Here is a 13,651-nt window from a genome sequence, read left to right on the forward strand (position 1 = left end):
GCTTTGATTTCTCCATTACCGTCAATATCAAAGTTCCATTCCTGCTTACTGATTAAAATTGGGTCTGCTTCTAGGCTATAACCAGGGGCTAAATTATCGGAAGTAAAATTAACTTGAGTTCCAGCAAAGTTTTCAGTGGTGCTAAAGTTGAAATCCCCTAACTTTAACGGTAAAGTTTGGTTAGGCCAGTTACCGAAAAAGTCAGTATAGCCAAATTGGACATAGCGATCGCTTTGGGGGTCGTTGTCTAGGTTCCTACTATCAGCTAGGTCTTCTACTGCAACGAATAGATTGTTATTGAAGAGGTTGTCTGGTTTTTGGAAGCTCAATTCATTAGAATTGTAGTGCAACCGTAGACTAATGCCGGTCAGGGTGTTGTCACCGTTGGAAGTGTTGTAGAACAGGGGAATAGATACATTACCCCTAGGAGCAGCAGTTAAATTGTCCGATGATGTAATTTGTTGGCGATCGCCCTGCACCAGTGGTGTATCATCATTCCTAATGGTTCCCGTAGCTGTGGCGGTGGTAATGGTGGCGTTACTGGGGTTAGATAGGCTAACGGTAAAGGTTTCCTCTGGTTCCACCACTGTATCACCACTGACATTGACTGTAATTACTTGAGATGTTACCCCACTAGCAAAGGTGACCGTACCTGTGGGGATGGTTCCCCCAAAGTCCCCTGCGTTAGCAGGGTTGTCACCTGTACCTGTAACCGCCCAGTTAGCAGTGCTGGTGGTGGATGTATCCCCTGTGCGGGTAACTGTGAAGGTGTAGGGGGTATTACCTGTGTTACCTTCTAACTGTATGGCGTTAGTGGGGGCGATCGCTATTTCTGGAGTTTCCGGCTCACTAGTCGCTAAATTTGTCGCTGCAATACTGACTAAAGAATCATTATTATCACCGGGTAAATCACCAGACAAGTCCCAAAAGAATATACCACCTAAACCTTTCCCTTTAATATAGTCAGTCTTGATACCAATTGACTCCCTATCTTCGTAGGAACTAAACATCCCACCCTGGTCGGTAGGACTGTAAATATAGGGGATTTTTGCCAAATCATCCCAGTAACGAGTATATACACTGGGTTGTTCTTGGAGTTTGTTATACAAATCTTTGTAGTCATAACTACCTGCTTCCCATGTTCCCGAAGCCGCACCACCAGATGACTGAAATAGTCCATTATTGGTACTAGGTACACCAGACCAAGCGCGTCCATATGCAGGAACTCCCAGAACTATCTGATCTGCACGAACCCCAGCATCAAGATAGGCGTCTATGGTAGAGTCTATGGACTGCTGTCCTGGAACAGCATATAAAGGAGCATTATGGTTGGTAGTATTTTCCCAAGCACCATGATAGTCATAGGCCATGAGAGTGAAGAAGTCAATGTGTTCAGAAATTTCCCCTAACTCAAAGTTATTTGTAGTGGACAAGCTAGCAGGGGAAGCAATAGTCAGCTGATAATCTTGATTATCTATAGCTTCTTGTTCATCCAACTCTTCCCGTATTTCTTCTAGTAATAGGGTGTAATTTTGTTTGTCTTCTGGACGATTAATATTACCTTCTAAACCCCCACTAACAGGATATTCCCAGTCAATATCCAAGCCATCAAAACCGTATTGAACCATCAAATCTACTGCAGAAGCAGCAAATTTTTCCCGTGAGGCTTCAGTTAAAGCTGTATCAGAGAAAGGACCAGAAAGTGACCAACCTCCAATAGACATCATGGTTTTCAGATGGGGATATTCTTGTTTTAAAGCTTGGAGTTCAGCAAAATTACCCGCTAAACCTTGATCTGATTCTTCCCGAGTATACTTCCCATTAAATGTATGTTGTATCGCCGCCCAAGGATCGTATATTGCTACTTCTCCATTTTCGTCGATTTTTGTAAACGCATAAAAAACATGAGTTAGTTTATCCCCTGGAATGTCCTCGACTTGAAAATCACGACCATATGTTGCCCATTCGGGGAAATATCCACCTACGATAGTGTTATACTCTTTGATTTCAATAATGCCTTTTAAAGAAGCGCCACTGCCGTAATCATTCCATTTGCCAGCAGCATTATAATTCATCCCCACATAATCTTCGTTACCAGCATTATTTGGTTCATTGGTAAAGAAGTTCCTGTAAGTAGAGGTTTCACCGCTCACCCACTTAAATTTAGTGCCATCTGTATCGGCTTCTGTATCCTTATCTGTCAGTCCAATCCACAGTTGTTCACTACCACCAAAGGTATTAACTAGCCAGTCTTGTTCGGCTTGAGAGTTAATGGTGACAAGATTTCCACCTAAACTCTGTGCTTGAGCTTGAGCTTCTTCCCATGTAGCAGCTCCGGTTAAGAGATATTTACTGCCGTTCCATTCATAAAACTGGCTTTCAATTTCAAGATAGGGAGCAAAAAGAAAATTAGCCATGGTCATCTCCTGAATCTGGGATTGTTAGAAAGTTTTTTGTTCGCTACTAACTAATTAGTTGGGTTTTTTGGTTTTATTCACAGTTGGCCGACTAATTTTTCACAGACACGAGCAAGTTAGTAATGCTCACGGAAACATATTATATCTATTAAATCCAATATAAATAGGGTTTTACTTACGTGTAGTAACACAAAACCCAGTTAAAATCACAGCTAAGGCTGAAGGCACAAAAGGAACCCATGCCCCCGATGTACTAATAATGACTGTACAAAATCCGTATAAAACTATAACTGTAGTCACGATAGTGCAGCCTTGACCTAAACGTGAATCAATACGCCAAATAATTAAACCAGATATGAAAGACCATCCAAAAATCCACAGAATATCACCCCAGTAAGGCAAAACCCACAGCATAACTCGTTGATCTAAAACAGCACTGATAATTTGGCTGACCATTTGTGCTTGTATCAACACACCCGGTATTCTTGCAGGCTGTTGTACAACACTGTAGGGAGTTGACCAAATATCGCTGACAGTGTTAGCCGTGACTCCAATCAGGATTACCTTATCTTTGACTAAATCAGGGTTGACTCTATCATTGAAGATATCTTCTAGAGAAACTTTCTGGAAATTGCGATCGCGGTAGTTGAGTAAGACCTGAAAGCCACCTAAATCTACCCCTTGTTGGTAACCACCACTACGCCCAGGCTTTAAGGGTTGCAATACTTTACTGCCAAACTTGATATAATTCTTATTTAAATTATTAATTTGAATATTTTCGTGAAATAAATAACGATACGCCAGTTGAAAACTTAATGAATAATTGGTTTGACAAGCAGATGAAGGTTCTTGCGCCATCATCAGAATTTGCCGCCGAACGATATAGTCAGAATCTTCAATTCCATCGGTAAAACCTTGACGTTCTACAGGTACTTGTTCGGGAGGTTTTACACCTTGAGGGTCAAATTTATGATCTTTACCTTTGCACACGACAACAACTGTATCTGCTTTTAGTTCATCAACCAAGTTTCTCTGGTTTGGTTGTTTAGGGTCTTGAGAATCTCGATAAAGATCCAGTCCAATTACTCGCGGTTGATATTGTTGTAATTTGTGCAGTAACTCAGCTAACTTATAATCTGGAATTGATTTCCTACCTCTGACAATTTCTTGTTGGTAAGATTGGATATCTTTTTCAGTAATTTCCACAAGTAGTAACCTTGCATCCAGAAGTGTTGAATCCTGCAATAAAAATTTACAATTTTTGCGTTTTACCCAGATAAAGTTCATTGTCTATTAAGAATAGAGTCATTAATTGCTCAAGTTTTGTATCACCGACGCACAACTTGGACAGTCAACATTTCTGCCCTACGGTAGTAAATTGATTTAAATATCCTTGTATTTGAACTAAATCTCCAGTAGCACCACGCCCTCCCCAAAACACAAAAAAAGTAGAGACCCTCTCCAGACAGCCTCTACTTATACTTCAACTAGGGGGCATTCTCTAGAATGCCTCGCCTAAACTATTAAACGGTGAAATTCACTCTAACAACCATATCTGCGTAATCTTGACGACCTTGTAAAGTCTCAAAACCAAATACATTATCACCCAACAAACTCACATGGTCTATTCCAGTGGAATTAGCCCCTAAGAAGGGGAAATAAACAGAATCACCGATATCATCAAATCCACCATCAACAACAACAAAAGGAGCCAACAAGACACCAGGAACTAGGGTAGCTGTATAACTAACACCGCGTCTACCTGTGGCCGTTAAAGCAATATCCGAAACGCGAGAATCAATGGCTGCCTGAGTGTAACCATCTTCACCTGGTAAAACATCGGCAATGCCATCATTATCTAAATCGATGCCACCATTCTCATCGGTGATGGCATAAAACCCAACATAGTTATTTAACCTTCCTTCCTGTGCAACTAAAAACTCTGCTTGTACTGACTCTGTAATTGAACGCAAATCAATAAAATCACCTTGAGAAGTACCTAAAGGTAAGGCTTTTTCTACGGATTGAATCTTCACCTCAAAGTCTTTATAGCTAGGATTTCTCACCGATGACAGCCTCCAAGCTAACCCAAATTCATCATTACCCAAGTCTGTTACATTTTGCACAGCACTGTCAGCGATCACCATGTCTGCAATGGGTACAACTCCTGCTTTTACTTCATCTGTTGTGCCATTGCGCACAGCATAAAATTGTAAGCGATCGCCTGAGTTAAACTCTAGTAACCGAGAAAGCTCATTTCTGCCAGCGCCCCTGGGCAACTTATTGACGGTAGAAAAAATTCCTTGTGCTCGTTCTAGGGCAGCTAAAGCATAGCCATCGTCTCCGGGAGCAATTCCATCAATTCTACCTAGGGCATCATCTACTTTAAACACTCCGAGTTCATGGACTTGATTTGGTCGAGCTTGAGTTAAGCTGACTTGCAACCTTACCGTCTCCCCACTGCCGCGAATTGTAAAGTTATCACCATTATTCACCAAGGGTAAATCGTTGTCAGCAATGCTAATGGTGGCTTTAGCTGTTTCCAACACATACTCTGGGCTATTTGTCAAGTCAAAAACAATAGTTTCTTCGGTTTCTACAAAATCATCATCAATTAAGTTAACTGACACATCTACAAAACTTTGACCGGCAGGAATGACAGCATTACCACTAAGCTCCTCGTAATCAAGGTTACTTGTTGCATCCCCAGCGACTGTATAGTTAACCGTTAAGGGTTGGCTGGTGTTGCCTAACCGAGAAATACGAAAAACCCCCGTACCACCCTCATTAACATTACCAAGAGCAGTTACACTAACTGCGGGACTGGGTAAATTTAAAGGCTGCTGCAACCTCAACAAAATAACTTCATTGTTATCTATCGCTGGGGGTCTACCCACAGAAAAAGGATAATTATTGTCATTAGTTACTAGCAAGGTATCCTTATCTATAACCAACACCGATTCTATGGTTACAAAAGGAAAAGTAAACGTTGTGTCGCCATCTTGATTTAAATCATTGGGGTCTTGAACGTTCAACAAATCAACAACTTCTTCCTTAATGAAAAATTGGTTGATATCTTGTTGAGACAAATCGATTTTGAATATCTTCTTAAACCCAGCAGTAGAACCTTGTCCACCATCTCGTTCAATGACCAGAAACTCATTTTCGTTAATTACCGTAAAGTCACCAATAGCATGGTTGGGCTGCTCCATACGGTAGTAACCAGCCAAACCTTTGTATTGGTTGGTCTCTAAATCAAATTCATAGACACGCAAAGAATTGGCGGGGTCTCCTAAAACTGTGCCTTCTAACATGGGATACAAGGTCTTTTGGTCTAAACTAATAGCCATGCCTTCAAAGCCGCGAGACCGGGCTAAATTGGCTTCTTTGGGGTCTCCCAACAATTCGTTTACCACCAAGCTTCCTGTACCGGGAAAGTCAGAAAAGAACCCATCAACACCCAATTCTATAAATTGTTGATATTCTCGTTTGGCATCGTTTTGGTATTCTGGAGCAAGAAATACATCTTCATTTCGGAAGGTATAGGGATGAACTAATAAACCAACGGCGTGAGCGTCTTCCACTAGGGTGGTTGGGGCTTGCAACACTCCTCCCACTGAAGGTACAATTAAGCGCTTGTTAGGACCAATGCCATCGGCGTAGGTAGCAATATTAGCCAATTCACTAGGTTGAGTTAAGTTGCCATAGGTGCGAGGATCACCACTGAGAACAAAGTCGTAAGGTCTACCACTAGCACCTCCTAGCAACTGAACTAAAGGAATATCTACCCCTGCGTTGGGCATAATCACATTATTCAGTTCCTGGAGGTTACTCACTTCAAAGGACTGAATAAATGTTCGGGCCGGGTCTGTGAATTCTTCTCTAACTAAAGTATCAATTACCATTTGACCCAGGTTCATGTTGATGGGGGAATTACCATCTAAAAACTTACCTTCTGTGGCAAAGAATGTGGGATGTTTTGTTTCTGGGTAAATGCCTATTTTTCTTCCTGTTTCTTTTTCTACATCTTTTACTAGTTGAATAATTTCTCCTAAGGTGGGTACTTTTAGTTCATCTTGATCAAATCTGGTACTCCGCAAGTCTGGCAAGCGTTCAATGGAGTTGAGGGTTTTGATTTCTTCTAAGGTGAAATCTTCGCTAAACCATCCTCTTACAACACGACCATCTATGATTTTAGTAGTTAAGCGGTCGGCAAACTCTGGACGTGAGGCCACATCGGTGCTAGTGTCAGTCCTGTTCACTGTTCCATCAGAATTAAGAATAGCTAAGGCATTTTCATGACGTGCTATTAACTGTCCATCCTTGGTGGGAACTAAGTCTGGTTCTATAAAGTTTGCACCTTCGGCGATCGCTAATTTATAAGCAACTAAGGTATGTTCTGGACGTAAACCACTAGCACCGCGATGTCCAATCACCAAAGGAGGCTTACCATCCAAGGTAGCAAATAAAGGAGGTAACAATTCAGGACTGTCAGGAGACATGACTAGTGTACCAGTCAACTGGTCTCGCACGTCATCTCCTGTGGCTGGAAAATCCGTAAAATAACCATCAACACCGAGATTAATAAAATCGATGTATTCTGCCGTGGGGTTATTATTGTAGTTCCCTGAAAGGTAACGTGCTTCGTTGCGGAAAGTGTAGGGATGAACCAACAAACCAGCGTTGTGGGCATCTTGAACTAAGTTTGTGGGAGCAGTTAAAGTCTTATCTGCATCATTAACTACGCCATCACCATTAACATCATCAGCTTGATTATCCCCATTTAAATCCACCCCTTGTACTGACCTAATCATACGCTTCCAAGGTCCAATACCATCAGCATAGGTGGCAATTTCCTGTAAGCCAGCAGGAGAGCGCAAGTCTGCATAGGTGCGAAGATCACCACTAAGAACAAAGTCGTAAGGTTGAGTTTCTATAAGAGAACCATCAAGGTTGACATCAATAGCATCTAGCAACTGAATCAAGGGAATATCAGTTTGCTCACTAAGTTCTTTAAGGTTACCTACTTCAAAGGACTGAATAAATACTCGGCTAGGGTCCGTGAAGTTGGCAACTGCTAGAGTAGCTAAAAGAGGTTCTTCCAAAGACAAACCCAATTGATCATGATAGGTAGGATGCTTTGTTTCAGGGTAAATACCTATTTTTTTACCAGTGTCCGCCTCTATTTGCTGTACCAACTCAATAATTTCTGCCAAAGTAGGAATTTCATAAACTCCATTAAACACCTGAGTACGGAAACCTTGAGGCATGACAGCCCGCAAAGTCTTAATTTCTGCTAAGGTGAAATCGGAAGCAAAGAAACCTTCCTCAGAAACACCATCCACAATTTTAGTGGTGCGGCGGTCAGCAAACTCAGGACGTAAAGCTACATCGGTAGTGGCAATTAAATTAGGTTCATGACGTGCTATTAAATGTCCATCTTGGGTAGAAACTAAATCAGGTTCAATAAAGTCTGCTCCCTGTTCAATGGCTAATTTGTAAGCCCCTAGAGTATGTTCTGGCAATTCTCCACTAGCACCCCGATGTCCAATAACTAGGGGCTGGGTATTGTTGAGAGTTTTTAAATTAAAAGTGTTGGGGGTAGCAATGGGAGCAGCTAATAGTTTGCCGGTGGGGTCAAAATGCAGTAAATAAGGTCCGAACTCTTCCCCTATCCAAAAACTACCGTCTTTGGCAACTACCAAAGACTCAATGTCAAAGTCTGCACCTGTTAACAACCGCTCAGAAGTATTTTCGTTAACAATAGCAAAAGGAACTTTTTGGTCAGGGTCAGAAAGTTGGACAAAGTCTAGGATTTCTACACTACCATCCCCATCAACTCCCCGAAACTTAGGCGCAACTCGATAAATTCGCAGTAAATAATCAGGACTGTTGGCTTTACTACCAAATCCGTTATCTGATAAAAACCAGAAAGAACTCTCATCTGCAACCTGCACAGCACTAAAACCTTGAACAGGGGGAGAGGCAAAAGGCACTTCCCGTCCATTGGTGTTACCCGTGATAGCACTGCCGGAGCTAGGACCTTCAGCAAAAGTATCTGCCGGCAAGGAAGCAAACCCAACTAAGGTTACCTGGGGCGAAGCTATGTTGTTGGGCAGTTCGAGGATTCCCAATTTTTGAGGAACGAGTCCATCTACACCAAAGTCGTTATCATTTAATAAGGCTAAGGTGTTGGGTGTCACTAAAGCTAAACCTTCTAATTTTTCCACGCCAGTGTAACCGAGTTGAGCAGCATTGGCAATTAAACTTTTACCCACAACAGAAATATTAGCTGCTGTCAACTCTGCTGGGGAAAGTTCTTCAATGGTTTTGCCCTCAGGTAAGACTAGGTTGGCTGAGTTAATATTTGTAGCATTAGCTAGGTCAATTTCGTAAATCAATTTATTAGCATCGGCACCAGATCGACTATCGCGCTCTACTACAGCAAACCTGCCTTTACCCAAGGCCACAGCATCCCCGATTTTATCTGTTTTGGCGCTGCCACTGCCTGAAATGTCATTCAATAAATACACATATTCACCGGTGACGGCTTTGGTAACAACGTCAAATTCTAGAATTCTTATGTTTGCGGAGTTTCTTGAAGTGGAGTCGTTGGTGGAATCAGGGTTATCTATGGGACTTTGAATAAAAGCATACAGCTTATTGCCTTCTAATGCTACGGCTTCAAATCCACGATTGTCGCGACGTTGAGCATAAACTGCTGGTAATACTTCTGTACCAAAGGTTCCACCTTCTTGACCAACAGATTCAGCGGTACCCTGGGGGATAAACCGTTCCATTAATTTACCTTCGCTATCAAAATGGTAAATGGCGGGTCGATATTCGTCTACTAGCCAATAGTCACCATTTGCCGTTTGGACAATACCCTCTAAGTCTGCGCCAAAAACATCGTTAGGTAAAGGATTGTTGTTTAAATCTACAGGAAACTCGTCAGTATATCCTAAACCAGCATCCTGAGCTTGTAGGTTGGGTAAGCCCGTTAAAGGAGTAATGCCATCTTTACGGGTTAAGCCCAGACGTTGTGTAATGGTAATTTCTCCACTGGTACGGTTCAGTTCAAAACTAATAATTTCGGGTTGGAAATTGGGTAGTAAAAAAGGTCTATTGGAATTGACAGCAGGTCCATTGGGACCCCGGTCTGTATGGGTAATAAATTTTAGGTCGCCGTTTTCTGCAAAGCCTTGGAAGTATAGTCCCGAAAACCCTCCCAGAAGAATATCGGTTCCTGCGGTAGTGGTTCCGAGTAAAGGTAAGTTTTGAAAGTCGTAGTTGGTCAGTTTAGGTTGTGTCATGATATTACGAGGGTTGTAACTGTTGGTGTTTATATTGAGTGGAACGGGGAAAGCAAAAGCAATGTTTTCCCAAGGAACAAGTTTAAAGTTGCTGTTGACGTTTTCTAGTTCACCGTCATCTTCAACTAACTTGGCGGGGTCGTTGCTACCGTCTTGAGTAACAAATAGACCGTAGGGAAAGTTTGCACCCAGAGGGAGATTGATTACGTCAGCGCCATCTGACTCTTGCACACTGTCAATAGCGCCGTTTTTACCAACGCCGAAGCGTCCGATAAAGTCGTTGTTTCCTTGGCGGTTATACACAGCAAAGGTGTTATCTCCTTGACTGGATGCTATTAAGTAGCCTGTACCATCAGCGCTGTAGTAAATTGTTAATCCTTCTACGTCAGCACTGAGATACTTGCCTCCTAATTCCTGAACGCGGTCAATGAGTTTGCCGGTTGTACCACTATTTGGTTCTGCTTGGTATTTCCAAATACCGACATTTTCTTGACCGATGTAAAGGAAGCCTGTTTCTTGGTCCGCCACCATTCCTTCTGTTTGGGGGTTGAGGTCTGCTATGGTGGGTATAGTGAATTCTCTTACTCGCTCTAAGCCAATTTTGTTATTACCTTTATCTAGCAGCTTAAATTGAGCAACGTCTGCCGTTTCTCGGCGATTGACAAATACGTAATATTCTTTGGTTATGGGGCTGCGGTAGGATGCAATACCGTAGGCGCTGCGCTCAGATGTGGAGTAGGGTGGTGCAAAGGGTTCTGTTTGAAATAGTTGGTTGATGCTTTCATCGCTGATGTCTTCTAAGTACTTTCCCTGGGAGTTTCCATGGGGATGGATTTTAAAGAATGCTATAGTATCGTTCTGGCGATCGCTTGCTATGGCAATGTCTATATCTGCATTACCCAGGGTAAAGTTGTAATGTAAGTCGATGTTGTTGTAACGCACATTACCGGGATTGACTGTCTGCAATAAATTTCCAGATAAATCGTAAACTTGTAACCCACCATTTTTTAGCGCCGTCAGCACCAAACTATCACCAGGGTTAGTAGCATTGACGTAAATAGCAGGGTCGTCAGCATCAGCTTTTCCTTGGTTTTCTTCATCATACAAGTCCGGAGTTTCTACCCTAGAAGTCACTGTGGGAACCAAGTCTGCTTTTAGGGTTAAAATCTGCGTAAACTGTGCAGCATTAAAGTTATTGTCACTAACCAAAACTATACTCTGTTGATTGTTTGGTAGTGTGGGACCTAAAGCTAATCCTTCTATGTTATCAACTAAAGTTGACAAATTTAAGTCATCTAAATTTAAAACCAAGCGTTTTTGAACAGGTTGGATAGCAGCTAGTTCTTCAGAGCTCAAATCATTGAGAGCCTCGTAGAAACCAATATCCGTTGCTCCTTGCAAGCTAACTTCAAAAAGCTGAATGGTATTTCCTGTACCTGGAAGTCCTACACTATAAGAACGCTCTAAAGCAAGTAAGGTTCCACGGTCATCTAAGGCTAGTATATCTACTAGTCCGTTGGTGCTAAAACCTGTAGCTTCAAATCCAGGACTTGAAGCTACAGGTTCCGTGATATAGAGGTATTCCTTTTCTGGTTGTCCGGTAAGTAAGTTATATTGAAGTATGCGGTTAAAAGTTCCTTCGCTTACCGAAGCTGTGTTGCCGTCTTGAATGAGGGCGTTTTCCGTGGCTGTGTATAAAGTTTTTTGCCCAGGAGAAATAGTCAAGCTTTCAAAGCCTAAATTGTTCCGCACCCCGGTGGTTTGCTGGTTGTTAACTATTACTGGTAAAAATTTAGTTGGTATGGAAAGCGATCGCTTTTCTTCCCCACTTAAAGAAAACTCTTTAATGAAAGGATTGCTTACACGTCCAGCACTGAGATTTACCTCTCCTTCAGAAGAAACAAACAGAGTATTATCCTTAGTCAAAGCGATGCCTTCTGGGTCAAGGCTGAACATAGAAAACAAATTACCGTTAGCGTCTTGGAGGGAGGTGACGTTGGTAAAAGTTACTTGTGATGTAACAGGGTCAAGAAGGAAGGTGTAAAAGCGGGCCGGTCCAAACTGTGAGCGGTCATCGGAAATGGAATAGTAAAAGTTGTTGGCGGGGTTGTAAGTAACTCCCGACAATCCCCCCACGGGAATAGAGTTGTTTTCTGCTAAGGTGGTAGGAACGAACCCCGTGGGAAATATACTTTGTTCTAGAAATTCTATATTAGAAACAGTTTTGCCAGGAGGAGTTGCTCCTACTTCTACGTCTACCCACACTAAGCGATGGTCTGAGCTGGGAAAGGGAAAAATGTTCACCAGTGGAAAGCTAGAGTCAGTGTTGAGAGGCCAAAATACTCCTGAATTGTGTATTGGTAAGTCCGATGAAGGAAGTACATAATCAGCCCGTAGGTTACCTGGGTTGCCATCAGCAAAATCCGCTGTATCAAAGGCTGGATTACTTTTATGGTTGAGGTTGGCACGGGATTGTATTTCTGACTGTTGAGTTGCACCGAGGCTACTGGGAATAAGGTTTGTATTTATCCTGGGATTTTGTAGTAATTGCAAAACTGCGTCATCAAAGCTGTCTCCATCAACAGGGTCAGCGTTTAAATCACCCATGATTACGAAGCGAGAACCAGCAGCTAACTCCCCGTAAGTACCTTGGTCATCATAGATATAATTTCCTTTTCCTGGTGTGACATAGTCAGCCCAAAAGCGAATTTCGTCATAATTACGCTTGCCATTGCGGTCTTCATCTCCATCAAACACAGGCGGAGTGGGATGACTGGCCAAAACATGAACTACTTCATTATCTACTTTAATTGGTACATCCCAGTGACTTTTGGAAGAAAGACGCAGAATAGCTTGTTCTTCTGGAGAATACCAAGGGCTTTCATTTTCTGGTGCTGCTATGGTAGGTAGCAAAGAATTGGGCATATCTTGCCACAAAAATTTCTGAAAGGTGCGAATTTTAGCTGTGTCAATTTCATATTTAGACAATAGCAACATTCCATATTGACCGGGGTAATTTCCAAAACCCAAAGCGTCATCCCCATACCCAGGGGTACCGGGGGTTGTAACAACTGCACTGTTGTTATTTAAATCAAACCCAGAAGCAATACCTGTGTTGGAGGGGGCGATGTAAAAATAAGGATAGTCAACTGGCTCTGCACCATTTTGGCTAACAGCTAGATAATTTTGTAGAAATAGTTCAACCCCTTGGGTAGGATTCAATTCAAAGTAGTCAAATTCATTAATTAGCAATACGTCTGGGTTATTGCGCTGAATAATTTCCGCAACTGCCTTAGCTTGGGTGTTGTCTGGAGTTGATAAATCGCTTACCAAACTACCGTCGGCGTTGCGGTTGAGGGAAGCATTGAACTGAGAAAAGCGAATAGTGTTAGTGGTTTTCATTAACTTCCTTAAAGTTGGTGTTGTAGTCAAAGACGTTAGGTTCATCGGGGTTGATGTGCCATTTGCTCGCACTAGTAACTTCCTTTGACAAACTAGCATTAGCTAAGGCGTAATCTAAGGAACCCCACTGGCCATTAAAAACATAAATCTCGTCAGTACCTATTTGGGCAAAGCCAGGGTCATTCACAGAATAAGTACCAGCCCCAGTCACGGCATTCAAGTTACCAAATAAATCTTGAGCGGTACTATTTGGAACCAAGGTAGTTGTTGGTTTGAGCGTTGATGTTAACCCTGACGTTGTTGGTGTTCTCATAGATTTTCATAGATTTTCAGATTACGGAACTCACTGCGAGCATCAGGATTTAGTACATCATAGTCATTGGCAAAGGTGAGATAGTTAAAATCTCCCGTGAAGTAATCTCCCACCTTAATTGTGTAACTCTTCCAACCTTGACCAATGGTGTAATTGTTAAAGTCTCCTAATCCCCAATTTTGAGTACCACTGAGTTTGAATGTTGT

At 42.2% G+C, this 13,651-nt stretch carries 5 protein-coding genes; all 5 read right to left on the reverse strand.

Features of this window, described 5'->3' with window-relative positions; all coding sequences use genetic code 11:
* The coding region (locus NWP25_RS00105; protein WP_280698604.1) for a glycosyl hydrolase family 18 protein at positions 1-2,417 on the reverse strand (2,417 nt) is incomplete at its 3' end.
* Positions 2,418-2,588: 171 nt separating this feature from the next.
* Positions 2,589-3,704 carry a CHASE2 domain-containing protein gene (locus NWP25_RS00110; RefSeq protein WP_280698606.1) on the reverse strand — a complete coding sequence of 372 codons (1,116 nt, stop codon included), beginning with the start codon at positions 3,702-3,704 and terminating at the stop codon, positions 2,589-2,591.
* A gap of 236 nt (positions 3,705-3,940) precedes the next feature.
* Entirely contained in the window at positions 3,941-13,132 is a 9,192-nt protein-coding gene (locus NWP25_RS00115; protein WP_280698608.1) for a phytase, read from the reverse strand.
* Positions 13,119-13,445 carry a hypothetical protein gene (locus NWP25_RS00120; RefSeq protein WP_280651258.1) on the reverse strand — a complete coding sequence of 109 codons (327 nt, stop codon included), beginning with the start codon at positions 13,443-13,445 and terminating at the stop codon, positions 13,119-13,121. The genes NWP25_RS00115 and NWP25_RS00120 overlap by 14 nt, the downstream gene beginning before the upstream one ends.
* Positions 13,442-13,651: hypothetical protein (locus NWP25_RS00125; RefSeq protein ID WP_280698610.1), on the reverse strand; the 210-nt coding region annotated here is incomplete at its 5' end. The genes NWP25_RS00120 and NWP25_RS00125, both read right to left, overlap by 4 nt.

Source organism: Umezakia ovalisporum Ak1311, from assembly GCF_029891685.1.
Lineage (GTDB): Bacteria > Cyanobacteriota > Cyanobacteriia > Cyanobacteriales > Nostocaceae > Umezakia > Umezakia ovalisporum.